At 38.5% G+C, this 21,999-nt stretch carries 40 protein-coding genes and 1 tRNA gene; 8 read left to right on the top strand and 33 right to left on the bottom strand.

Annotated features, from left to right (window positions below; genetic code table 11):
- Window positions 1–6 precede the first annotated feature (6 nt).
- From M3M38_RS07400 to M3M38_RS07360, 9 genes are all read right to left on the bottom strand, one after another.
- Complete coding sequence (locus M3M38_RS07400; RefSeq protein ID WP_252814120.1) at window positions 7–1,926, bottom strand: terminase TerL endonuclease subunit; 1,920 nt, start codon at window positions 1,924–1,926, stop codon at window positions 7–9.
- A complete protein-coding gene (locus M3M38_RS07395; protein WP_252814119.1) occupies window positions 1,923–2,372 on the bottom strand; it encodes a phage terminase small subunit P27 family in 450 nt (149 codons plus the stop codon). The genes M3M38_RS07400 and M3M38_RS07395 overlap by 4 nt, the downstream gene beginning before the upstream one ends.
- Window positions 2,373–2,606: 234 nt before the next feature.
- Window positions 2,607–3,113 (bottom strand): HNH endonuclease, encoded by a 507-nt coding sequence (locus M3M38_RS07390; protein WP_252814118.1) that lies wholly within the window; start codon window positions 3,111–3,113, stop codon window positions 2,607–2,609.
- On the bottom strand, window positions 3,100–3,489 hold the full coding sequence (locus tag M3M38_RS07385; RefSeq protein ID WP_252814116.1) for a hypothetical protein: 390 nt from the start codon (window positions 3,487–3,489) through the stop codon (window positions 3,100–3,102). Before M3M38_RS07385 ends, M3M38_RS07390 begins: the two co-directional genes overlap by 14 nt.
- A gap of 80 nt (window positions 3,490–3,569) precedes the next feature.
- Window positions 3,570–4,622, bottom strand: coding sequence for a DNA adenine methylase (locus M3M38_RS07380; RefSeq protein WP_252814114.1), 1,053 nt, complete (start codon window positions 4,620–4,622; stop codon window positions 3,570–3,572).
- A 375-nt stretch (window positions 4,623–4,997) separates the two neighbouring features.
- Window positions 4,998–5,417, bottom strand: a complete 420-nt coding sequence (locus M3M38_RS07375) for an ArpU family phage packaging/lysis transcriptional regulator (protein ID WP_252814112.1) — start codon at window positions 5,415–5,417, stop codon at window positions 4,998–5,000.
- A gap of 114 nt (window positions 5,418–5,531) precedes the next feature.
- Window positions 5,532–5,840: a hypothetical protein gene (locus M3M38_RS07370; RefSeq protein WP_252814110.1), complete on the bottom strand. Its 309-nt coding sequence runs from the start codon at window positions 5,838–5,840 to the stop codon at window positions 5,532–5,534.
- A gap of 232 nt (window positions 5,841–6,072) precedes the next feature.
- Window positions 6,073–6,303, bottom strand: a complete 231-nt coding sequence (locus M3M38_RS07365) for a hypothetical protein (RefSeq protein WP_252814109.1) — start codon at window positions 6,301–6,303, stop codon at window positions 6,073–6,075.
- Between the two features lies 1 nt (window position 6,304).
- Window positions 6,305–6,442, bottom strand: coding sequence for a hypothetical protein (locus tag M3M38_RS07360; RefSeq protein ID WP_252814107.1), 138 nt, complete (start codon window positions 6,440–6,442; stop codon window positions 6,305–6,307).
- A 21-nt stretch (window positions 6,443–6,463) separates the two neighbouring features.
- Here M3M38_RS07360 and M3M38_RS07355 point away from each other — a divergent pair, with 21 nt between their 5' ends.
- Window positions 6,464–6,781 carry a helix-turn-helix domain-containing protein gene (locus tag M3M38_RS07355; protein ID WP_252814106.1) on the top strand — a complete coding sequence of 106 codons (318 nt, stop codon included), beginning with the start codon at window positions 6,464–6,466 and terminating at the stop codon, window positions 6,779–6,781.
- Here the strand turns inward: M3M38_RS07355 and M3M38_RS07510 are convergent.
- From M3M38_RS07510 to M3M38_RS07280, 16 genes are all read right to left on the bottom strand, one after another.
- Entirely contained in the window at window positions 6,753–7,061 is a 309-nt protein-coding gene (locus M3M38_RS07510; protein ID WP_420842638.1) for a DUF1064 domain-containing protein, read from the bottom strand. The two genes, M3M38_RS07355 and M3M38_RS07510, sit on opposite strands and share 29 nt — an antisense overlap.
- A complete protein-coding gene (locus M3M38_RS07350) occupies window positions 7,054–7,272 on the bottom strand; it encodes a hypothetical protein (protein ID WP_252814105.1) in 219 nt (72 codons plus the stop codon). Before M3M38_RS07350 ends, M3M38_RS07510 begins: the two co-directional genes overlap by 8 nt.
- A gap of 106 nt (window positions 7,273–7,378) precedes the next feature.
- Entirely contained in the window at window positions 7,379–7,588 is a 210-nt protein-coding gene (locus M3M38_RS07345) for a hypothetical protein (RefSeq protein ID WP_252814104.1), read from the bottom strand.
- Between the two features lie 25 nt (window positions 7,589–7,613).
- Window positions 7,614–8,024: a hypothetical protein gene (locus M3M38_RS07340; RefSeq protein ID WP_252814103.1), complete on the bottom strand. Its 411-nt coding sequence runs from the start codon at window positions 8,022–8,024 to the stop codon at window positions 7,614–7,616.
- 14 nt (window positions 8,025–8,038) lie between these two features.
- Window positions 8,039–8,452: a hypothetical protein gene (locus tag M3M38_RS07335; protein ID WP_252814102.1), complete on the bottom strand. Its 414-nt coding sequence runs from the start codon at window positions 8,450–8,452 to the stop codon at window positions 8,039–8,041.
- Window positions 8,442–8,939, bottom strand: a complete 498-nt coding sequence (locus tag M3M38_RS07330; RefSeq protein WP_252814100.1) for a hypothetical protein — start codon at window positions 8,937–8,939, stop codon at window positions 8,442–8,444. The genes M3M38_RS07335 and M3M38_RS07330 overlap by 11 nt, the downstream gene beginning before the upstream one ends.
- Window positions 8,926–9,150 (bottom strand): hypothetical protein, encoded by a 225-nt coding sequence (locus M3M38_RS07325; protein ID WP_252814099.1) that lies wholly within the window; start codon window positions 9,148–9,150, stop codon window positions 8,926–8,928. The genes M3M38_RS07330 and M3M38_RS07325 overlap by 14 nt, the downstream gene beginning before the upstream one ends.
- Window positions 9,143–9,601 (bottom strand): hypothetical protein, encoded by a 459-nt coding sequence (locus tag M3M38_RS07320; protein ID WP_252814098.1) that lies wholly within the window; start codon window positions 9,599–9,601, stop codon window positions 9,143–9,145. Before M3M38_RS07320 ends, M3M38_RS07325 begins: the two co-directional genes overlap by 8 nt.
- Window positions 9,602–9,649: 48 nt before the next feature.
- Window positions 9,650–9,823 carry a hypothetical protein gene (locus M3M38_RS07315; RefSeq protein WP_252814097.1) on the bottom strand — a complete coding sequence of 58 codons (174 nt, stop codon included), beginning with the start codon at window positions 9,821–9,823 and terminating at the stop codon, window positions 9,650–9,652.
- On the bottom strand, window positions 9,820–10,659 hold the full coding sequence (locus M3M38_RS07310; RefSeq protein ID WP_252814096.1) for a conserved phage C-terminal domain-containing protein: 840 nt from the start codon (window positions 10,657–10,659) through the stop codon (window positions 9,820–9,822). The genes M3M38_RS07315 and M3M38_RS07310 overlap by 4 nt, the downstream gene beginning before the upstream one ends.
- A 170-nt stretch (window positions 10,660–10,829) precedes the next feature.
- Window positions 10,830–11,102 (bottom strand): hypothetical protein, encoded by a 273-nt coding sequence (locus M3M38_RS07305; RefSeq protein ID WP_252814095.1) that lies wholly within the window; start codon window positions 11,100–11,102, stop codon window positions 10,830–10,832.
- A complete protein-coding gene (locus M3M38_RS07300; RefSeq protein WP_252814094.1) occupies window positions 11,095–11,424 on the bottom strand; it encodes a hypothetical protein in 330 nt (109 codons plus the stop codon). Before M3M38_RS07300 ends, M3M38_RS07305 begins: the two co-directional genes overlap by 8 nt.
- Window positions 11,417–11,818: a hypothetical protein gene (locus M3M38_RS07295; RefSeq protein WP_252814092.1), complete on the bottom strand. Its 402-nt coding sequence runs from the start codon at window positions 11,816–11,818 to the stop codon at window positions 11,417–11,419. Before M3M38_RS07295 ends, M3M38_RS07300 begins: the two co-directional genes overlap by 8 nt.
- Entirely contained in the window at window positions 11,818–11,979 is a 162-nt protein-coding gene (locus tag M3M38_RS07290) for a hypothetical protein (RefSeq protein WP_252814091.1), read from the bottom strand. Before M3M38_RS07290 ends, M3M38_RS07295 begins: the two co-directional genes overlap by 1 nt.
- A 265-nt stretch (window positions 11,980–12,244) precedes the next feature.
- Window positions 12,245–12,526: a hypothetical protein gene (locus tag M3M38_RS07285; protein ID WP_252814090.1), complete on the bottom strand. Its 282-nt coding sequence runs from the start codon at window positions 12,524–12,526 to the stop codon at window positions 12,245–12,247.
- A gap of 5 nt (window positions 12,527–12,531) precedes the next feature.
- On the bottom strand, window positions 12,532–12,732 hold the full coding sequence (locus M3M38_RS07280; RefSeq protein ID WP_252814089.1) for a hypothetical protein: 201 nt from the start codon (window positions 12,730–12,732) through the stop codon (window positions 12,532–12,534).
- 59 nt (window positions 12,733–12,791) lie between these two features.
- Here M3M38_RS07280 and M3M38_RS07275 point away from each other — a divergent pair, with 59 nt between their 5' ends.
- Both M3M38_RS07275 and M3M38_RS07270 read left to right on the top strand, forming a co-directional pair.
- Entirely contained in the window at window positions 12,792–13,166 is a 375-nt protein-coding gene (locus M3M38_RS07275; protein ID WP_252814088.1) for a hypothetical protein, read from the top strand.
- 190 nt (window positions 13,167–13,356) lie between these two features.
- A complete protein-coding gene (locus M3M38_RS07270; protein ID WP_252814087.1) occupies window positions 13,357–13,599 on the top strand; it encodes an RNA-binding protein in 243 nt (80 codons plus the stop codon).
- Window positions 13,600–13,636: 37 nt separating this feature from the next.
- On the opposite strand, the gene M3M38_RS07265 is transcribed toward M3M38_RS07270, so the two are convergent.
- Both M3M38_RS07265 and M3M38_RS07260 read right to left on the bottom strand, forming a co-directional pair.
- Window positions 13,637–13,846 carry a hypothetical protein gene (locus tag M3M38_RS07265; protein WP_252814085.1) on the bottom strand — a complete coding sequence of 70 codons (210 nt, stop codon included), beginning with the start codon at window positions 13,844–13,846 and terminating at the stop codon, window positions 13,637–13,639.
- Window positions 13,847–13,848: 2 nt separating this feature from the next.
- Window positions 13,849–14,079, bottom strand: a complete 231-nt coding sequence (locus tag M3M38_RS07260) for a DUF2829 domain-containing protein (RefSeq protein ID WP_252814083.1) — start codon at window positions 14,077–14,079, stop codon at window positions 13,849–13,851.
- 59 nt (window positions 14,080–14,138) lie between these two features.
- On the opposite strand from M3M38_RS07260, the gene M3M38_RS07255 reads away from it, so the two are divergent.
- Complete coding sequence (locus M3M38_RS07255) at window positions 14,139–14,330, top strand: hypothetical protein (protein ID WP_252814082.1); 192 nt, start codon at window positions 14,139–14,141, stop codon at window positions 14,328–14,330.
- Here the strand turns inward: M3M38_RS07255 and M3M38_RS07250 are convergent.
- Together M3M38_RS07250 and M3M38_RS07245 are read right to left on the bottom strand one after the other, a co-directional pair.
- Window positions 14,305–14,565, bottom strand: a complete 261-nt coding sequence (locus tag M3M38_RS07250) for a hypothetical protein (RefSeq protein WP_252814080.1) — start codon at window positions 14,563–14,565, stop codon at window positions 14,305–14,307. The two genes, M3M38_RS07255 and M3M38_RS07250, sit on opposite strands and share 26 nt — an antisense overlap.
- Window positions 14,566–14,817, bottom strand: coding sequence for a helix-turn-helix transcriptional regulator (locus M3M38_RS07245; RefSeq protein ID WP_252814079.1), 252 nt, complete (start codon window positions 14,815–14,817; stop codon window positions 14,566–14,568).
- Window positions 14,818–14,955: 138 nt separating this feature from the next.
- Between M3M38_RS07245 and M3M38_RS07240 the strand changes: the two genes are divergently transcribed.
- From M3M38_RS07240 to M3M38_RS07230, 3 genes are all read left to right on the top strand, one after another.
- Complete coding sequence (locus M3M38_RS07240) at window positions 14,956–15,627, top strand: helix-turn-helix domain-containing protein (RefSeq protein WP_252814077.1); 672 nt, start codon at window positions 14,956–14,958, stop codon at window positions 15,625–15,627.
- Between the two features lie 51 nt (window positions 15,628–15,678).
- A complete protein-coding gene (locus tag M3M38_RS07235) occupies window positions 15,679–16,623 on the top strand; it encodes an SHOCT domain-containing protein (protein WP_252814075.1) in 945 nt (314 codons plus the stop codon).
- 112 nt (window positions 16,624–16,735) lie between these two features.
- Window positions 16,736–17,467: a hypothetical protein gene (locus M3M38_RS07230; protein ID WP_252814073.1), complete on the top strand. Its 732-nt coding sequence runs from the start codon at window positions 16,736–16,738 to the stop codon at window positions 17,465–17,467.
- Here the strand turns inward: M3M38_RS07230 and M3M38_RS07225 are convergent.
- Window positions 17,464–17,640 carry a hypothetical protein gene (locus tag M3M38_RS07225; protein ID WP_252814071.1) on the bottom strand — a complete coding sequence of 59 codons (177 nt, stop codon included), beginning with the start codon at window positions 17,638–17,640 and terminating at the stop codon, window positions 17,464–17,466. The two genes, M3M38_RS07230 and M3M38_RS07225, sit on opposite strands and share 4 nt — an antisense overlap.
- A gap of 83 nt (window positions 17,641–17,723) precedes the next feature.
- Here M3M38_RS07225 and M3M38_RS07220 point away from each other — a divergent pair, with 83 nt between their 5' ends.
- The gene (locus tag M3M38_RS07220; RefSeq protein WP_252814069.1) at window positions 17,724–18,845 is read left to right on the top strand and encodes a site-specific integrase; all 1,122 of its coding nucleotides are present in this window, start codon (window positions 17,724–17,726) and stop codon (window positions 18,843–18,845) included.
- 132 nt (window positions 18,846–18,977) lie between these two features.
- On the opposite strand, the gene M3M38_RS07215 is transcribed toward M3M38_RS07220, so the two are convergent.
- From M3M38_RS07215 to recJ, 3 genes are all read right to left on the bottom strand, one after another.
- A tRNA-Ser gene (locus M3M38_RS07215) sits at window positions 18,978–19,067 on the bottom strand.
- A gap of 64 nt (window positions 19,068–19,131) precedes the next feature.
- Window positions 19,132–19,650 (bottom strand): adenine phosphoribosyltransferase, encoded by a 519-nt coding sequence (locus M3M38_RS07210; protein ID WP_252814067.1) that lies wholly within the window; start codon window positions 19,648–19,650, stop codon window positions 19,132–19,134.
- 25 nt (window positions 19,651–19,675) lie between these two features.
- On the bottom strand, window positions 19,676–21,982 hold the full coding sequence (gene recJ / locus M3M38_RS07205) for a single-stranded-DNA-specific exonuclease RecJ (RefSeq protein WP_252814065.1): 2,307 nt from the start codon (window positions 21,980–21,982) through the stop codon (window positions 19,676–19,678).
- Window positions 21,983–21,999: the final 17 nt, after the last annotated feature.

Genomic DNA, 21,999 nt, shown 5'->3' with positions numbered 1-21,999 from the left:
CAATCTTTAAACCAAACCATTGTTTGGATCCGAGTACCAAGAATTAACGTCATCCGCACTCATACGTTTTATTTGCTCGTTAATGTCGTCTTGGTAAGCAAAATCAGTAAAATGTAGCTTTGCCTGATAGCAAGCATCAATCGTGGCATCGACCGGGTCAATTCTCATCCGCCGAGATCCTTTATCAATTCGAATACCCATTCTAGTTTCCCGAATGATGGCATTCAGCAAGCTCTTCTGAAACACGGGGTCATCTTTAATCGTGATGCGTTGATTAATGAACTCACGGCGAAGCCATTGAGTTGGGTCCGATAACTCAGAAGGTACCTGAGAAATGGCCATGATAGGATAGTCAGTACTGTTAACAAGCGCTTGTTCGATATAGCTACCCTTAGCAGCGTTATCAATTCCAAAGAACAGCACTTTTAACTGGTTAGCATCAATGAATGCATTAATCCATTTAAAGATGGACTCATAGTCAATGAGCCCCGGATCAGGTTCAATCTCACAGAATCCTTGCTGGGCTAACTTACGATAAGCTAATCCATCAGATTTTTCTTTAGCTTCAATCGACCCATTGTCATGCCAGGGAATCCAGGAATACTGTTGGATGTGGAACTTCTTTTCTCCATGATCAATGTATGGATACACAAATGAAATTGCAGAATTATCACCACCAATAGATCCATCAAAGCCTACATAAACTTCCCGGCCAACGATGTCAAAGTTATCAACGATGGCTCTTTCAATGTCATCTAAGGTTAAATAAGAATTATCGCTCGTTTGTAACCATCGGTTCATCGACTTGTTGTCGAACTGATGTAACGAACCACCAACTAGAGCTTCACTGCGTTTGTTCTTGATGCTTTCAATGAAGTCAGCACTTTTCCCTGGTAGATTAATTAGTGGGTTAGATTTAGCCCACGTTTCTTCCTGATAAGTTTCTTCTTTACTATCCTGGGCCCAGTTCAAAACTAAGAAGTGGTAATAATCGGGGTCCCGTTTATAATCCCGTTCCACGGATTCTAGGACAGCCCGTTCTGTTTGATGAAATTCCACGTTAGGATTTTCATATGCGGTACTTATCCTGATAAATTGAGGATTATCTACACTAAGGGCTTGTCCGGAAGTAATTGAATTTAGCTTCTGATGGTCATCTGCTGTGGGTGCCCCGAATTCGTCTCCAATCGCGGTCGTGAAATGGAACCCATCATAAGAGCCCGAGTTGAAAGTAATCCGGACAATTCGGTTGCGGGTTTCTTTGGCCACAATCATGTCTGACCCACTGCTAAGGCTTTTGATGTCAATACCAATCTCTTCGTTGTATTGATAGAAAGGATTGGACATTCCTCGAATTTCATCAGACGTAAATAACGCCGATAGAGTTCCCTTTACATAACCCATCAGCTGGGCACTTTGCTTAGCGTCAATCGATGAAACTAGGAACTGTAAGTTGTTTTTCCCGTAGCTTTCAATTAGGAACGCATAACATAGGGCAATGGCCATTAAATAGGTTTTACCGTTATGCCGTGCCACTGAAACAATGGCATTCGAGAACCGTTTCTGCTGATTGCTGGCGTTTCGCCATCCTTGTAACATGCTAAGAATGAACTTTTGCCAATCCATTAAGTCGACTGGCCGTTTGCTTTCGGCTTCCGGACAAATAGAAGCAAACTTTAAGAAATGGGCCACTTCCTCGACGTCGTAATAGAACGGTAGCTCATCTGTATTCTGAATTTGTAAATCACGTAAGTGACGAAAACAGGCGAGCTGAATGTCGTAGCCAGTTAAAATCTTCCGGTCTAAAACGTCAAAGCAATAAACCGTGGCTGGATCACGATAACGAGCGCGAATGTCGCTAAAATCAAGCTGTTCATAAGCTGAAAAAACGTCTTTAGTTTTGGAAATATCAACTTTTTCTGTCATGACTTCTTACCAAAAAATTCAGCCATTGCTTTGCCTTTGTCCTTGCTGTCTTTAGCGTTCCCTTTGAGCTTCAACAGTTCATCACGCGATTGTGGGGTTAATCCAAGTTCGCTTCCAAGCTGTTTAAGCTTCACAGTCGTCGAATCGATGATCTGCGTGCTGGGATTACGTTTATATCCAACGAAATCTTCTGAAATAACCTCACCAGTTAATGGATTAACGACCGTTTTATAAGCTGCTGTCACTGCACCTTTTTTACGAACGTGATCATAAGCATCCCGCATCATTTGATAATTAACACAGAACGCTTCAACCATCGTTCGATCCATGTTGTTAACAACTGGGTCCTTTTTGATTAGTGGAACGATCCTGCGCCACATGTAACGAGCAGTCCCTTTAAGATAATCAGGTGGATTATCAGGCAAATCCAGCTTATTTTTTGGCATCTTCTCGCCTCCTTTCCAATTAAGCTGTTTTGGGGTGGATTTAGAGGGTACTTTTTAGGCAAAATTAAAAGGATGGTTGCCTTTCCCTTGGGATTTCCCAGGGTTGAACCCCCCTATAAAAAAATTTTTAAAAATGTTGCTCACACAAAAAGCAGACCGTGTGCGTGCTCCCCATCGTTTGAGATTAGGGGGCGGGGGTGTTCCATTTTTGCGCCAAGTTTGTTTGTAATTTTTTTAATTTACTTTTTTCATTTTTTTGTTGATGCATTCGATGTTTTTTATTTCCGGAACTATTTTTAGCTGATTGTTCTTTCCGGTTCCGTAATAGTTCTGCTCCCAGTCTGTTTTAAGTTTGTGGCAGGCACGACAGATTGTTGCCAGGTTGCTTGCCTCTGCTCTCAAATTACTATCAACTTCGATTGGTACAACGTGGTCGACTGTTCGACTATTAGGAGTCAGCTTGCCATCGGCTTTGCAGTACTGGCACGTGTAATAGTCTCGAGACAGCACTTGCTTACGTAAGTCAGCCCACTGCTTTGTACGATAGAAGTTGTAACGCTTGTGCGTCTGTTCGTCTCGGTTGCGATTAACCTTGTTGTACCGTTCGAAGTATTGCTTGCGTGCCTTGTTCTGCTTAGCTTGGTACTCTGCTTCTTGTGACCTGTGTTTATCACAGAAGTGTTTGGGATAAGGTACCAGCTTATTGCAAGCAACCGCTCGACAACGACTAACTCTTGGCATGAGCGTCATCCTCTTCGCTATGATTAGCGTTGTACTCGTCTAATGCCCTGTTTATTCGTTCGTAGTTGCGCATCTGTTTCCGGACAACGAGATAAGTTTCTCCAGCATACTTCATCCGTCCATCTTTCTTATTAGTTACTGCGGATGGATTAGCTTTGATGGCTGGGTTCCCTACGTTAGTTGTTAGATAAGCGATGGCTTGATTAAGGTTAGATTGGCTAGCTAAGAACCATTGGCCAACAACTGACTGTTCATCGGCTGGCGTCACTTGAAACGTTCGAACCTGTGTCATCAACAGTCCAATTAGATTTAGTCCATTCTTATTTGGATTGCTTCCGATGAGATTGTTCAGCCAGTTTACGATTACAGTTGGCACGCTCTCGCTTCCTTTCTGCTTTGTCAATTTGGCAAATGATTTGATATTCCTGATAGCATGAGTATGTTATTCCATCGCGTTTATAAACCATTTGCTGCCTCGCTATTTGCCATGAACAACTTTTCATGTTTATCTTTTTGTTTACCATTGTATTTATTCGAATTAAGCGTAGAATGTGCAGATTTAAACTCAAAAACACATTTAAACCTTGGGTCGTTGATTTCATAGCTTGATATTAAAACTATATTGTTTTGACTCATTTTAATCGCCCAATCATAGAATGGAATTATTTTAAATTTATTTAATACATCTCTGTAATACATGCGATTTTTGTTATTTTTAAAAGTTCCCAATTTAAAAACAAAATCGTCTTCTTCAATCTCAGCTCCAAGTGGCATTTTTAATAATCTATTTCTAACGTCAATATATTTTTCATCAGAAACCTTCCTTGATTCAATGTCATCCTTATAACCAGCAGAATCACTGTAAGGTGGATCAAGATAAATGAATTTATGTTTCAGATTACTGAACATTTCAAAATCTTTAGATGTAAAAATACATTTATGCAGATAATTTGTTAATTTTCTTAATTCTTTAACTCTTAAAGTTCTGGTTATTTGATCTAATTGAAATGTCACATTTGCTTTTTTATATGCATCTTGTTCTTTGTAATGAGAGGCTTTTTTGAAATCGCAGATGATGGATTTAGAAATAGAATATTTTAGATCAGATACTTTTTCAGCATTTGCATAAGCAGAACATCGATTTCCAAAAGAATTGATTAGTAATTTCAATTTATCAATTGCAGTCTTATCTTGCTTGTCTTTAATTTGATAAAACTCTTCACGCGAACAGATTAAACTTTTAAGCTCGTCATCCGTTAACGTAAGAGCTTTTTCAAACGCTTTAGCAACCAATGGATCGGCATCGTTGTAATGAACTTTATAGCCATTGAGCAAAAGCTCAGCAGTAATTGTGCCTCCGCCACCAAACAAGTCATAGACTTCTGAATATTGCGGATAGTTTTGTTTAATAATCTCAACAATCTGTTTAGCAATTTTCCGCTTACTACCCATGTAAGGTAAACCAAGCGCCTTGCCCTTTCTAATTTTTGATTTATCTAGTTTTAGCATTGATTAACCTCATTAATTTTATGTACAAAAAAAGCAACCACATTGCTGTGATTGCTTATAACGTTTAGTAGTAGTTCCCACGAAAGTCCAATTTAGTTTTGGCTTACTGCTAACGTTTATTCTTACGAGATGTGGGCTTTGCGATAAACCCGATACTGCTTTGCGGAATCGAACCGCACATCCTTCTGTTGGGATGAACCGTTAGCAGTTACCTGCCAGTAGGATAGAATTGTTTAACCCAATTAAAGGAAAGACAATTATGACATTAATTGAAGTACTCCTAAACACTTCGCTTACAATAACAATTATTGCATGGATGACTAAAAGCAAACTCTACAATTAATCTACAAAAACTAAACTAAAACTAAACTAAAACTATGATTTTTCGATTAATAGTTTAAATCCATAAACAGAAGATGCATCCGCAAAGTCAACTAATGCTTCATTTTTTAATTGGTAATAACGAGGTTCGCTATAACCGAGTTGCTGGGCAATCTTCCAATTAGGAATGTTGTCGATATAGGACGCTCTCATGATTTCTTTTTTCTTAGCTTCTAATGAGTTAATACAACGGATGACGTTCTTTACATCGTCTTGCCGTTCTAGCATCCGTACCATTAGTTTTTCGTTAGCGTTGCCAGTTGGTGCAGATGTGGGCATATCAGTTATTTCAGGCGACCTTAGTGACATTGCAGTTAAACCTGATTGGAGTACAATGCGTGGCCAAACCTTTTTGAAGAAATTCTTGGTCTTTTTAATTGTTGCTTCACGATCAATTTCGGGAATTAAAGCCATTCAAAGCCCTCCTAATGCGGTTTATACAATGTGATATACTAAGAAAGTACTACCAAACACTTGTTCACATTGCCTGCCGTTTTTCGGTGGGCTTTTTGTTTTGATGATTAGTTATCAGAAATCACGTGAATTTCTAGCCAAAATGTTATCGACATCTATATCACGCAGATCGGATGTTTTTTTATCCATTTCTGCTCTGAAAAGAATGCCGTTTGATTTAAGATACCTTATTTCGTCGTTTGAACATTTATCCAAATCAATCATTTCGTATAGTCTTCCGCCTTCAAAATCAATCCAGTGAACACCTGTAATTTCTCCTTTCAATGCAGCCTCTGCCAACACACTTTTCTTTTTTGACATACTTTCTTCGTATTTACGAATAATTCTGTCTTCAATTATTTCAAAACTACTTCTATGGGACATCAGAATATCCTTTCGCATTCAATTTTGACTACAAAGAAAGGCTTGAAAACATCGGATGGCACGAAAATGCTAGTATTTTTTGATGTTTTTAAAGAAGCTTTATATATTTTGTATCCTTTGCCAGTAAAATAATCTGTTGTACTTTTTAGATAGTTACTAGCATCCGCATAATCATCAAATATAACTTCATATTTAATCTGTTGATTTTGCAAAGATAGGTATTCCTCCATGTTCATTTATCTGTCCTCTTTTCTGCTTCTAACTCAACAGTGAAATGTCCAGAAAAGTTCTTGACCCACATTTCAACATCACTGTTTATTTGAGCATGTAAAATATGATAACCAGTAGCTTCCCAAGCTTTAATCTGTTGATCCATAAATTCTGACGCTTCACTAATTTTGGAAAACCTAGCAGCCCTTCTAATTGTTTCGCTGTCGCATGAGGGATAATATTTCATAATCATTTTAGAATTCCTCTTCTTCAAACGTCTTGGCCTTATAATTCATCCGAGCAATCGTGATTGGTACCTTATATTGGTATTCGAACAACGTCATCCGCAAGCTAGCATCCGTCGTAATCTTACGACCCTTCACGTCAATCACTTTAATGAGTTCGTGGTACTAATGACTATTTATCAAAGAATTAAAGAAGTAGCTGATTCTAAAAATTTGCCAATTTCTCAAATTGAAAAAGCACTAGGGTTTTCTAATGGAAGTATTAGGCAATGGAAGGACACAGTTAATTCAGCAAGACTTAAAAAAGTTGCAGATTATTTAAATGTTTCGATGGATTACCTTATGGGAGATGATATTAAAACACCCAAAGCTATGGACTTAGGTGACTTATCAACAATAATGATGTTCGATGGTAAACCGATACCTGAAGAAGATAAAGAATTGGTTAGAAACATTCTCAGGAGGCTAAGAAATGATAACAAGTGATACCGTCATTGTCATAAATGCAAAAGTCAGGTTTGTAAGACCTGGCTCTTTTTTTCTTGCTTCCAACTTGGAAAGACGGGATTAACGTGAACTTTTTCTGTCTGTCCCATTTCTGGTCAGTTCCCTCAATGTGCTGCATGTAGTAAGCCAATTCGGCTTTGCTATCCCACACAATTCCTGCATAGCTAATTTTCTTAGCGTGATACTTATTCCAGGTGGACTTTAGTGATCTCTCTCTGGTCTTCCAGTTACTAATTGCTTGTGTAGAAATCTTAACCATTAAGGTTTCTCCCGCACATCGGACAGTAGTTGATGTCCGCAGAAATGACTAAAGATTTACCGAAATCAAAATCTTTAGTGCTCCAGCAAACAATTAAAGGCTCTTTTTCAAGCATCTCAACTGTAAGATTGTTGCTGTATCCCTGTTTATCTGGCATAGACTTTGGCATATTTCCATGACAATATGGGCAATTTTGTTGTTCATCCGTCATCACTTTTTCTCTTTTACGATCATGCCCCAATCAAACTTCATGGAGCTAGTTAACTTGTATCCATCAGTGAATTTAATGGTCTTGTAACCATTGCTTTTAAGACTTTTTAGCAATGAAACTTTGTTGTGAAAAGAGAAAAGTAACCGGCCGTCGTTGTCATAAGCGCTCCAACCATTTTTGATTTATATTCTCGTTTCTTAATTTGTGGTCCGAATTCCTGCTGCAGCTTTTTCAATTCGGGGTCATCATCAGGAACTAACAACAACGAAGCGTGTTTGTGACCCTTAGCATCCGTAACAGCCCATTTATCTTCCAAAGCCGTAACTCTTTTGATGAGGTCTTTAGCCATTGTTATCATCTACTTCCACTGCAAACTGCTTGAATTCTCGTAATCCTGGATCATCTTCAATTTCTTTCATAGTCATTGAAGCCTCTTCTATGTTGCAAGTTAAGTCCCAGCCTCCAAGCCAGTTGCGAATTAAATACCAAATTCCTCCACCTCTGTCTTTATCCGGCAATTGAATTGCATACTTTTTGATTCTTTCAACTTCACATCCAACTGTAATCATTTTTGCCAACAAAACAGCTAAATAATCAGAACCATATTTCTTCATTTCAGGTGTTTTTTTATAAATATAAAGTTTAGGATTTAATATATCGGTTTTAGAAAAAGAAGAACTGGAAAGGCCCTGATGAAATGCTCTCACTAATTCTAAGCTAACTACTGGTACTTCAATTTTCTTTTCAATCATCCGTTTCTTCTCCTTTACTTCGATACCTTTTCATCACGTACGTGGATCGTAACGTCAATGCCGTCCGTATTCCCGCCAACAGGAACTGCATAAGTGATACATTTTAAATGCTTCTTTTTGCAAAGCTTGTTAGCTTCAATGATGAACTCATGAGCCGTATCCCAATTTTCGAATCTATAAATATCGTCAATAACAACCTTTGAAATTAGCACGCTATTTTGATGAGATTCATAGACAACTAATAACTTGGTAAAGATAAGGGAAAGCACATATGCCGAAATAACAATAAAAGCAGCAGTGCCAATTAATCCAACTCTATCTACAATCAAATTAGCAATCCAGCCTATAAATATGGACATTGCAAAGAATAATAATGCAATTAGGATTCTAATAATCCAACGGCCAACCCAAATACCTTTAGTTCTCATTATCAGCCTCCAACTCGTCATACATTCTCTTTGAATAGACTTTGTTAAGTTCACGGTCCATACTGCGAACCATTGATTCCATCAGTAATGCCTTTTTTCCAAAAGTAACTGTGGGATGACCGGATTTCCGAACGCATTGAAGTGAGTCATCGCCTTTTGGAATCATGACACCTGCAAACCACAAAGCTTCTGGCTTTTGCTTCATTTTTTGAATCTTATCCCATAACTCTTTTGTGAGAACGAGATAATTAAAATCACCTACTAGAGATAATGCGTTTTTTGAATTTAGATCGGCTAACGTTACTTTAATTTCGTAAGCTCTAAAATCGTTGTTTTTGTAACTGAGAAAATCAACAATTTGCTTTTTCGAGTTATAAACAGAAACTCCTATCGTCACTTCAAAGCAGGCAAAGGCATTACCAGGGCCTGAATGAGTATAATTCCAAAGCCGACGTTCTAAATCTCGGGTCGCTTTAGTTTTCGTCATTGTCGTCTAGTCTCCTTCCACACATCGGGCAGTAGTAAATTGGCGCATCGTCCTTACCTAATGGACAACCGTCTGAATCAAAGTAAGTACTACCCGAATACAAGCTATAACCGCCAATATGAGGTTCTTTGACGATGTGCATACTGCCTAAATCACTAATTGATTCAAACGGTGTATGGCAGACTTTGCATAGTAATTGTTCTTTAGTCATTATCCGAACCTCCAAACTCAAAGTCAGCACAATCATCAACTACATAATGATCCAGCGTGTAAGCTAGTTGAATTGCCTTTATATGTTTGTCAATGTAGCGTTTCTGAGAACTGTCTTTGGCGTCTGCATATAAGTTGTTGATAAAACAACTAACGTGCGGTTCGCCAGCCTTTTTGTGCATTTTTAACTGGCTTTCAATCCAGGTTGGAATGGTTGGCAATTTAACAATGGTTAGCGAGTTTTTGCTTTGGTACTCGCCAGCTTCATTGTTCCAAAAAATACCAGCAGGATTTAACTCAGCATCAGCATCATCAATTCTTGCAAGTGCTTTAGATAGCAAAATGTGCTGCTTGTTGCTTTCTCGCTTAGCATTTCTCTCGTTTTCGTGTGCTTCATTTAGGATTTGCCGAAGTGATCTGATTTCATCTTGCTGTTCTTTAACTGTTTTCATCGTTTTCTCCTTTGGGTTTTCTCTTATATCCCAATACACTCATTCTTTCTAGTAAAAATAAAAATTGCTTATTTTCCATGGAACCACGTTCTGGAGTTTTAAGATATTCATAAAATCAGTGTTAAGCATGGTTCTTATGCCTTGAATAGTGTGCTTAGCAACTTCAAATGACCTTGCCAATTCCGGACTAACTACTGGAATTTCTATTTCTTTTTTGCTCATTGCTTCACCTCGCCTTTCTGTCTAAGCTTCGCTAGTTTTCGTTTGATTAGTGCCCTATTATTTGGGTCAGCTTGCTTAGTAGACCGTTGATGGTCAGGTTCATGTATCCAACTAGGTAATGTCTCTCTTGTTCCCTTGACCGGTTGTTCGTTGAGGTAGCCTTCAAATTTGGAAGCTGCAAACAATGTGGCTGGTCTCAGGTATTGTTGCATTTTTGTATCTTGTCCCCACTGCTCAGCTTTTTTTGCAATAACGGTCTTGAAATCATTAAACGTGAACCCGTCTTTCATGCGGGCCTTGATTAGTTTTAAGTTAGTAGCAGTTGGTTTGTAATGGCGCCCGGTTGTCTTGTTCATGAAATTAAGGATTTTACGAGCCACGGCGTCCTGCTCGTCAGAGCCGGACATAGTAGGTTTTACTGATCTACTCAATGGTCTACTCAATGATTTACTCACCTGCCCTAATTGGGGCATAGGGTCTACCCCATTTGGAGCATAGGGTATGCTCTTATTAGAGCATGGGGTATGCCCTAATTGGGGCATAGGGGTAGCCAGTTGGATATAACGTTTATCAATCTGCTTAGTCCCTTCTTTGTAGACTAATTTCACTGTTACAAAGCCTAATTTAGCCAGCTTCGTGATTGATTTAGACACCGTTTTAGGCTGGACCCCGATATCATCCGCAATATGAGCGTTACTAGCAAAGCAGACCCGCATTGTATTCAGCATCGTGTAGATTTCTCCATACACAATTTTGTCAGTTGAATTTAAGTTTGGATTTTTTAGTGCATAATCAGGTATCTGGGTAAAGAACCCAGGTGTTTTGTCGTTACTCATAATTTCTACCCACTAATCTCGTAATTACGTGTTTTTGCAAGTCCTCAGCGTTGTTGAAGCGTTGAGGAGCGTGCTTTCTAGTGTTATAATTAAGACCAATCAAGTAATTGATAAGTAGTCGACTATTTAGGCCGTTTGCATTGCCGTGCAAGCGGTCTTTTTTTGTGTGTTTAATCATCGTTATTTTCCCCTTCGTTGCTAAGTAAATCCCCTAATTCTTTGGCTTTTTTGGCCTGCTCTATTTCATCAGGAGTAACTCCCGCATCAAGTAATGCTGATTGCAACATGATTCTCTGAACTTTGCTAGATGAAGCCAGCTTATAAACCGCTTGGCACATTGTTGAACACATTCTCATTGCTTCGTTTTTAGTTGAAACATTTTTTATTTCAACGATCCGATTTTCATTGCTACAAATAACTTTTAAATATGGTTTTTCACTCATCATCTTGACCCCCATTCTGTGATTTTTGGATAATTTTCAACGCTTCATCAATGCCTTTCCCGTTGTTGTGCGCTTTCTTTATGCGCTTTTTAATCTCGCTAAAGTCGTCATCCGTAATGCCTAAAACATCGAATAGCAACGAAAGCGACCCCATCCTTGCTTCGCCTTTCCCGACTATACTGGCTAAAACAGAGGCTAATATGCTTAGAGCCAATTCATATTCCTCTTTATTTGTGACCTCTGCATAAGCAAAAGTTTTTGTCTTTGCGTCTCCCGAGTAAGCTTTAATTTCTAAAAATGGTTCCGTTTTTTTATCACTCATTACTTAACTCCTTCGCTTCTAAATCCAGGTAGCTTTGTACCATTCGGATGGCTTCTTCTTTAACTTCGTCAAGCGTCCAATGGTGCTGGTCAAATGACGTTCCAGCAAAATCCATGCCAGTATAGTCATCGTAATGGGCACAATCGAAGCCAATTACATGTGTGTGGTTACCAGCTGGCTTGTCGAATGTGACCCCCCCATGCACGCAAACGTCGTCTATATCCACGTTGATGAATTTGGGGGAATCTACCAAGGCATATCCTAAAAACCAACTAACGGGCCCATTTAAGCCGTCAGTGTGCATTTTGGTGATAGTGCAAGGAACACGGTTATATTCAAAATCCAGCACCGGCTTGGTTGTTAATTGAGCGTGTAGTCGTTCAAAATCTGCCATTACAGTTCCCCTCTTTTCTTAGCTTCTTTGATGATGTCATCATCGTCTTCAAATAATGATTCCGGATGCTTTCTCCAGTCCAAGTAACCGGCAAATGCCATTGCCCCAATAATTAAACCTGAAATAAAGAAAAATACATCTTCTAACGTGATTACTGCCATGTTCTTCAGTCCTTTCTCAAATCAATGCGGTCAATGCAACCGCTAATCCAACTGCAAAACCACACAGAAAGTGGAATACATAGGTCGGGAAGTTATACATCAGTCGCTTACATTCTTTCTCGTCCATCTGTCTTACCTTCTTTCAATATCTTTTGCCGCTGCTTTTCGGCAAAGTAAAAAGCATCAATAGCATCCGCATGCCAGTTGATCAATTCAACATCAGGACGCCACCGCTTCAACTGTTTGATTTTGTCGATAGTATTCATCATCGTGTCATGATTTCTTTGTAAGGCTTCGTGTGACGTGCTAGCCACTCATCTACCTGGGTCTTATGCCAAACTCGGTTACGGACTCCGTCAGTCTCATCTCCGGTAGGAAAATCAGGCTGGCAGGTGTAACGCTTTTCGAGCGTTTTGGCGTCAATGCCACCAAGATAATTACATAGCTCTTGCTTGTTCATGGCTTCTGGCCAACGCTTCACTGTGTAGTTAGTTTCGACGTTATGAAGAATATCTAAAATCTTATTCGTGATGATTTCCTCAATCATTAAAATCATCCCTTTCTTGCTAAATTGTCCTTTACGTTCATATAGCCACGATCGTCGTTATAGTAACTATCTAAGCTACGGATGACCTCAATTGATTGAGCAGGAGTTAATCCCTGCTGCCGAAAATAATTAATCACGTGGTTCCGGTATAGCTGGATATCTGCTGCCGGATTCTTTGCATCATGAATTTCATAGTCTTTTTTCATTTGGATACCTCGTTTGCGTATTCTTTCTTGCTATAATCACCTCATGGAGGTGAAAATAATTGGAAAAATTATATAAATTAGATTGGAAAATTCTTAATTTGATTGATAAAAATAGAAAACTCACACTAAGACAAATCACGCACAAACTAAAGAATGGTGATTCTGAAGATTCTGTACGAAAACGCACCAGCAAGTTATTTCACGCAGACTTAATTTCTTATACAAAAGAAAGTGTCTTATCTAGTTTCGAAAACGGCGTTGAAAATCTCGAAGAGTTCGAAATAACATCCGAGGGACACAATCTAGTTGCTGATCACTCTTCAGAAAAAAGCAAAACGAAGTGGAAAGAATTTCGTGTAAGCGTTGTTTGGCCATTCATCACAGGAATTGTTGGCTCTCTTTTGGGATATTGGATTAGAGGGTTTTTTATCTAAGAAAAAATGCTCCAATAATCGTACCAATAATGCCAAATGGAGCGATATAAAATCCGTAAAGGAACGGATGCTCGGCCGGATTCATAAATAGCATGTGATACGTTTTTAAATACCTGATAATTGTTTTCATGTGTTGCCCCTTTTGTAAGCGTTTTCTTGATATAATTACCTTATGGAAGGAGGTGATTATATGTTATTCAAAGCAGAATTACTGCGCGATGGGGCACAAACAGCCTTTAGTGTCCGCAATGTTAAAGAAGTTAAATACGATGTCCGTTATCAAGATGACGAAGTAACAATTTCTGAAAAAAACATCGAGGACTTTGAGCCCTTTAGCGCAGTTGGATCAATTAGAATAATTGCAGACAAAGCTTCTTGGTCTGTAATTTCTAAGGATTGCATGTACGTAGGATTGCAACATGAATCAATCTAATCAGCACATTTAGGTCTAGTAACGGCTACCACCGTTACTAGGCTTTTTTGTTTTGGATTGAATCTTTGTTCTTGCCCGAAACTGATTCTGATTTTCTCCCAGTAAGAACATCAATCGCGGGCAAAGCTTTCACGAAGTTAACATTAACTGTGATTTCATCCATAGCCGTTTGTTGTTTTCTAATTTCATCTAAGATTTTTGCTGTTTCATCCACTGTTTCTGCTTCTACCGTGTAGTTAATTTTCATGATTATTCCTCCTCAAATAATTCCCAGTTATCTGCCAAAATGTCATCCGCAGTCGGATTCCAAAATTTGTTTGCATGTCCATCAAGATTTCCGTCAGAATCTAGGCCAACCAAAATATAATGGGATAAACTTCCGTTGGTTGGTTTTACATATCCAAACACATGACCCCGATATGGTCTTGTCATTCCACAATTCTTTTCCATTGCTTGCTTTGTTGCTTCAATGATTGTCATTTACATAATCTCCTTTTTAAAAACCGTCTGCTATAATCACCTCAAAGGGGGTGTACAACATGAAATCAGAACAAATTACAAAAGCTATTGAAAATGCCATGCAGCAATATGCTGACGAACATGGAACTGTTAACAATATCAAAGGCAAAGACTTAAATGAGCTTTTAGCCAATTTAAGTTCTGGTGATCGCCAATTTATGATGGATATGATGGAGAAAACGTTGATTAATCTTTTTGCTGACCAAGATTAACTTCAGTCCTTAATCCATATCTAGCTTTTGGGAACTTACGGGTTGCGTCCGTGAGTTCCTTTTTTTGTCCGTCTTCAGACAAAAAATTTTCTAACAGCGCATTGTCTAGATAAAAGCGGCGAATATCTTCAGAAATCGATCTAAATTCACTTAGCGTGCATTTGCTTTTTGCTAAGAAGAACAAAATCGTATCTTCAAGGTTTTGTTTTTCTTCAGCAGATAGAGTTGAATTCAACTACATCACCTTCTTTATTTCATTTTTTGTACAATTTTTGTCAACGGATTGAGTAAAAAAAATATCCTCAAAATGAGCGTTTAAGGCTTTTGCAATTTTACCAGCAGTTACGCTTCCTACACTAGAACCATGGACGATGTTAGACAAATAAGGTCTAGTAATACCAACCTTTTTAGCTAATAAAGCATAGTTCATTCCATTTCGGATGACAGTTTTTGAAAACTCATTTTCGTCTTTAATGAATGTTTTCATTTTTTCGCCTCCCTTCTATTTACAATTTATTATATATCTTGTATAACTATTGTCAACGGATTCTATAACAAAAGTTAAAAATAACTAATTTTGTGCGTATACCTTTGTTAAACTTTAATTAAACAAGGAGCGCATAAAATGATTGAAATAGATAGCCGTGCATTTGGCAATAAAATTAAAAATATAAGAAATTCCAAGCACTTTTCCTTGCGACAAGTATCTAACCAATCCAAAGATGAGACTGGTGTAGCAATTTCACCATCTTACTGGTCTTTAGTAGAACGAGGTAAAAGGAATATCCCTAAGCCTCAAACCCTTAAACGGATTGCTAAAGGCCTAAGGGTAGATGAAAGCGATGTTTTTAGAATGGCTGGATTAGAAGCGCCAACAGAAGCAACTAATTTAACACGTATAACGTCATCAGAAATGGTTAGCGTACCAATCATTGGCGAAATAGCGTGTGGTGAACCTATCACAGCGATTGAAAACGTTAGCGGCCACATGCTTCTGCCTAACAACCTTGTCAAAGGTGGAGACTATTTTATTCTAAAATGCATTGGAAAAAGTATGGAGCCCACCATTATGAATGATTCTAATGTTCTAGTACGTGCCCAACCAGACGTTGAAAATGGTCAGATTGCAGCTGTTCTTTTAGACGACGATACAACGGCCACGTTAAAACGAATTAAAAAAACAAAAAACAGCGTAATACTTATGCCTGACAATCCTGATTTTGAACCAATTGTGTTAAACGAAGACAAGCCAGGAAGAATTATTGGAGTTGTCAAAATGGAAATGAAGATGTTCTAATAAACGACCAAAAACTGATCGTCGTTAAAAGCTGACTTGGAGGATTATTCTATGCAAAAATTAGATAGCTCAGCTAATTATGTTAAATTTATGCCACCGTTTTATTTCAAAGTAGTTATTGTTGGCGTTATTTGTGCATTTATTTCGCTTTTCGTGGCACCTTTATGGATTTTAACAGTATTGTTGCTTCTATTTCCCTTCTACGCGCCACTATTAACGGGAAAATATTATATGGAGCCAATTGGGAATAAACCAAACTATGTTGTCATTTCAAGAGATCAATTCAAAGAATATAAGAAAAACCATAACCTCTCTGATAATTTAAATTTAAAAAAAGACTATGACGCAAAGCTAGCAAATGCATTGAAAAATGGTTCAATTTTTTTAATACGACCTACAGATAGCGATTTTGAAAAATGGGGATTCAATGAAAATGGAAACCCAAATCTGAATTTATCAATCGAATTACACAATAACGACCACGTTTTGACATTCCCTCAATCAAATTCCAAAAAAAGTTTTTATTTAGAATCAATTGATTTTACACCAAACATAGAAACTAGCATGGCAATCAAAGGTAAAACTGGATCATCCCTTATTGGGGGAGCTCTATTTGGTGGAGTTGGAGCGGTTGTTGGTTCATCTGGAAAAAGGAAAATCGAAACAACAAAAACGGAGAAAGACAGCGTAGCCTATATGCATTTAATTTCTACTGATTTAAAAAATGAAGAAAATTTTGCAGTAAACGCAAAGCAGCAAAATGTTAATTTACTTCAAGGCAAACTTACTGTTTCTCAAACTTTCTTGCAAAACAAATTTCAAGGAATGAGTCAAGATGATCAAAAAACGATTACCAAACAAACGGTTGAGTCAAATGTTGATACTTCAACGATGGATGCTGCTGATAAAATCGCAAAGTATAAATCTCTTTTGGATCAAGGCATAATTACTCAAGATGAATTTAATACAAAGAAAAAACAATTACTAAATATTTAATTACCCTACTCGGTAGCTTGGTCGGTTCGACTCCGGCCTGGGGCTTTGGGTATTTTTGCCCAAAATAAAAAAGCATCCGTTGGAGACGGATGCTTAGAAAGGAGATATAAAAATGAGCTATATAAACAATCCATTTTTTTCAACAGATTCAAACAATATAACAAAAATTAATGCTCAACAAAATAGCATTTCTACACTTGGAGTTAAGGTACCAAGTCCCAATTTTTGTCCTTTTGAAAATATACCATCTAATTTTAGGTATGTGTCTGAATCTTATGATTACGAAAACTTAGGGCCGACTAGTTATCGTTTTGAAGTCACATATCAATGCCAAGGATGTTATAAATATGTTGCAGTTGGATATATCTCTAATATGGATTCGGGATCAGTTATAGATTATGACTTTAATTTTACAAATAATAAAATTAAGTTTCCATTCAATGAAGATGTAGAGAATAATTTCCCTGATTTCAAAATAATTTATACGCAAGCACAAAAAGCAGAGAAATATGGATTAAATGAGATAGCAGGACCAGGTTATAGAAAAGCATTTGAAAATTTAATCAAGGAATATTTAATTAAATTTTGCGATAAAAAAGAAGAGTCCATACAGAAAAGAAGCTTAAGCGATTGTGCATCTGATTTAGGTGACGAAACCATTAATAAAATAGCAAAAGTCGCAATCTGGGTCGGCAATGATCAAACCCATTACGATAGCAATCAAAATCCTAATCTTGATTTAAATGACCTAAAAAACGGAATTAATTTTACAGTAAATTATTTAATCTCTGAAATAGAAAAGAAAAAACTGTTGCAAGCTTATGACGATAAGAAAAAAGATTAAAATCTTTCCATTGGAAAATCAGTAACGTCTTTTTCTGTGATAAATCTCCCTTGTTTACTCCAAAATTGGTAAACACCACGGATAGGGTCGTCATCCGTCCCCTTACCTCTTGTAGCTTCAACGATGATTACTTCGGCTGTTTTAGCCTGTTTCGGTCTATAATCTTGTTCCATTTTATTATTCCCTCATAAAAGCACGTTTTGTAGTGCTTTTATTTTAACACATCAAAGAACACATGTTCTAAAGGAGGCAAACTGTGGCAGATATAAGAAAGCGCGGTAAAGCATGGCAAGCCAGAATCGACTACTATGACGATAATGGTAAACGCCACTTTAAGTCAAAGACCGGGTTTAAGTCTAAACGTGAAGCCCAGGTCTTTATTAGCCAAATGATTGTCGATAAAAGTTCCGGACAGTTTGTTCCAAATGTTCCCCCGCTTTTTTATGATTATTTTTGGAACTGGTTCCAAACGTATAAGGAAAAAACCGTTACGGAGAGAACTAAACGTGATTATATTCACGTTAAGCGTGTATTAGAAAAATATTTACCTCAAACCAAAGTAGACGAAATGAATCGTGAGCGCTATCAATCATTTTTAGACGATTACGGATCCAACCATTCCAAAGCTACTGTTTCCAAGTTGAACTCGCTGATTAATGCTTGCGTCCAAGATGGAATCTATGACGGTAAAATTAAAAAGGATTTTGTTAAACGAACTTCTATCGTTTATGACAGGTCAAAAACCTGGAAAGTCGAGTATCTCAATGAATCAGAAATGATGAGGCTCGTGGATTATCTAATGCAGACTAGAAACTGTCATTTTACAAGTAAATACATGATTTTACTGGCAATCTTTACTGGGATGCGATTAGGTGAAATCCAAGCACTTAAATGGGACGACCTTAATTTAAACTTTAAGACAATTAAAATTAGTAAAAGCTGGAACAGCGAAAATGAAGTCGTCCAGCCAACCAAAAATGAATCTTCGAAGCGAATTATCAGAGTAAATGACGAAATCCTAGAAGTTATCGATGAGCTCAAACAGAACAAAAGCGACTTCATTTTTACCAATCAATACGGATCAATCCCAACGTCATCCGCCGTGAATAAAACTTTGAAAAATGGTTTGCAGGAATTAGGTATCAATAAACAAGGGTTCCATTTCCATTCACTAAGACACACGCACGTAGCTTATTTGTTAGCACATGACGTTGATATTTATGTAATTAGTAAACGTCTTGGACATTCTAACGTGTCGACCACAACTAATGTCTACTCGTATCTAATCGATGAATATAAGAATCGGGCAGACAATCACATTGAGTCAATTTTAAATGGAATGACCGAAGAAACAAAAAAAGACGCCAGCGTTAACTGACGTCTTATGTTGTGTACACATTCTGTACACATTTAGTTCCTTTTTATTCCTTTTATTTCCCTTCCGTTTTTCAAAGAATACCGTTAAATTAGTATTTATCACGGATACGAAATGGAATAAAAAGGCTTAGAAAGGAGAGTACAGGATTTGAACCTGCGCGCCAAGTATAAGCTTGGTTCGCCGGATTTCGAGTCCGGTGCATTACCACTCTGCCAACTCTCCAAAATAATACTATTCAATTATAAACAAAGATTGCTAATTTTGCAAACTGAATAGTATCAGATTTTTAATATTGCATTAAACTCAAAATATCGTAACCTTTAATTTTATCACGGCCCTTGAGATCCATCAGTTCAACAAAGAAAGCCGTTCCAGCCACAACGCCTCCAAGATCCTCTACGAGTTGAATCGTTGCTGCAATGGTTCCCCCAGTGGCCAGCAAATCATCCGTTACCAGTACTCGTTGTCCCGGTTTAATGGCATCATCATGTAGATATAAAGAAGATTCACCGTATTCCAAACCGTAAGTAGCCTTAACCGTGTGACCAGGGAGTTTCCCTTTCTTTCGAGCCGGTGCAAATCCAATGTTTAAATCGTAAGCAACAGGACAGCCGACGATGAAACCCCGGGCTTCTGGTCCAACCACCATATCCACATTTAATTTTTTGGCATAGTCAACAATTTCATTGGTTGCTTGCCGGTAGGCATCTCCATTTTCCAATAATGGCGAAATGTCACGGAATAAAATCCCCGGTTCGGGAAAATCCGGATAACTGGCCACATAATCTTTTAAATCTAATGTCATAAAGAACTCCTTCTTTTCTCTAATCTTACGTGCGTAAGGACTGCAACCACTGTAAAAATTGTTGCTGAGAACTAGCCAACAGTTGTTTTTCGAGCTGTAAATCTAGCTCTCGTTGCTGATAACAAGTAGACGTTTTCAAAGCCCGATGGGGTGGATTATCTACCTTATGCAAGACCCCATTATTGACAGTTACAAATCCCAACTCCGTAAATACTTGAATCATGAAAACTAGTGATTGGGGATCGAAATGCAACTGCTGACCTAACTTCGTAATCTGATTGCGTAATGCAACGGTCGGCTGTTTTTCTAAAAATTTGAATAACTTGGTGTATTGTTCCCGGCTAGGCATCCCGACCGTCCGCAAATGCCGTTTTTTGTATAAGTACACGGTGATAACCGAAGTTTGCGCTTGTTTTAATACTTGCTGTAACTCACTCAACTGCGCAGGAAAATCCACGATAAACAAATGATCAAACTCTTGTTGTTCAAAATCAACGTCTTTTACCAACAAGCTTTTCGCCTGTTCATTTAAATACGGCGCCAGCTGATGTTGTATTTTTTCATTAAAAAAGAGATAGGTTCCTGGTTCTTGAAACATCGCCTGAACCAGTTTGTTCGTTCGACGGTCCTCTATCACCATTCCGGCAGGAGCAATATCATCTACCATCACCTGGAAGTTGGTCCGCCCGCGGAACTCATTTTTCCCAATCGTCCCGGCCACCTTTAGATTGGTAGCTAATTCTCGAAGCTGGGACAACTGGGATCCCCAGCCAAAGGCAATTGCACCCACCTTCCGTTGGTTCCCAATTAGTTCAAACTTCAGATGCGATTTATCAACTCCAATGGCCATCAAACCACTCACCAAGTTAGGATGAATGGCAAACTCGGGCTTTTCGTTGTCGACCCCAAAGGGACTTAACAACTGTAAATTATCGTACAACGTTTGGTTAACGTCATCTGGTTGAATTGAATAATCAATGGATAACTCAGCGCGTTGATTTGTTTGTAAGCCCTGCTGACGAGCTGTTTCTCCTAGCCGTCGTTGAAACTCCGGTAAACGTTCGCTAGCTAACGTCAATCCCACCGCCATTTCATGACCACCAAACGCGACCATTAAATTACGTTCAGGATTAAGCGCCTGAAACAAATCAAAACCAGGTACGCTCCGACCGGATCCCTTTACTATCCCATTCTTTGTTTTAGTTAAAACAATCGTGGGTTTTTGAAATTTCTCTTTAATCCGACTAGCCACAATTCCAAGCACGCCCTCATGCCAATCAGATCCTACCAACATTAACACCGGCTGATCTGCTTGATTAGAAACCAACTGCTCAGCTTGCTCCGTAATTTCCGTGACCAGTTGCTTACGGTGTTCATTGGTTTTAAAGGTTTGCTGTGCGAGCTTGGTTGCGGTAGCCTCATCATCGGTCGTTAGTAATTGAATCCCTGGAGTGGCTTCACCCATTCTGCCAATTGAGTTCAAAGCCGGGGCAATTTGGAAACTGATGTTTTCCTCATCCACCTGCTCTAACTTGAGCTTTGCTTGTTTGATCAGAGCTTTCAGGCCCGGCCGTTCCGTTAGATGAATGACATTTAACCCAAATTGAACCAAAGCACGATTTTCCCCAGTGAGGGACACTAAATCAGCAATAGTTCCAATGGCGGCCAAATCTAACTTTTCTTGTGGAATCTCATCCGTGAGCGCGGTTGCAACCTTAAAGGCAATGCCCGCTCCCGATAATTCCTTGAAGGGATAATCAGGACTCAAATCAGCATGCACGATGGCAGTTGCATTTGGCAACTGTTCGGGAAGTTCGTGATGATCCGTAACCACCACATCACATTTAAGTTCACGAGCTCTATCGATAGCCTCATTTCCCGCAACTCCGTTATCAACGGTTACGATTAACGAAGTCCCATTTTCAATCAGCTTTTCAAAAGCAACCACATTCGGACCATAACCATCACTAAAGCGGTTCGGAACGTAGTAATTAACGTTGGCCCCCATTTCTAGCAACGTTTCATAGAGAATCGCTGTACTAGTCAAACCGTCTGCGTCATAATCACCATAAATTGTAATCTGTTCCTCGTTAGCAATCGCTGTTTGGATGCGCTGAACGGCCTTTTCCATATCATGTAACAACATTGGGGCCAACAAATCAGACTCATCTGGAGCAAGAAAATGTTTGATTTGTTCCGGGTCAGTATACCCGCGGTTAACCAGAATTTGAGTGGTTAACTGCGGTAATCCCAGTTCGTTACTTAACGATTCTACTAACTCCGTAGTTACTGTTTGGGGCTTTTCTGTCCATTTGAATTTTGCGGAAAACACCAAATTACCTCGCTTGC

It is taken from the genome of Fructilactobacillus cliffordii (genome assembly GCF_024029355.1).
In the GTDB taxonomy this organism is placed as follows: Bacteria; Bacillota; Bacilli; order Lactobacillales; family Lactobacillaceae; genus Fructilactobacillus; species Fructilactobacillus cliffordii.
The sequence above is the reverse complement of the archived record's forward strand: the minus strand, read 5'-3'. Positions and strand labels throughout refer to the sequence as shown.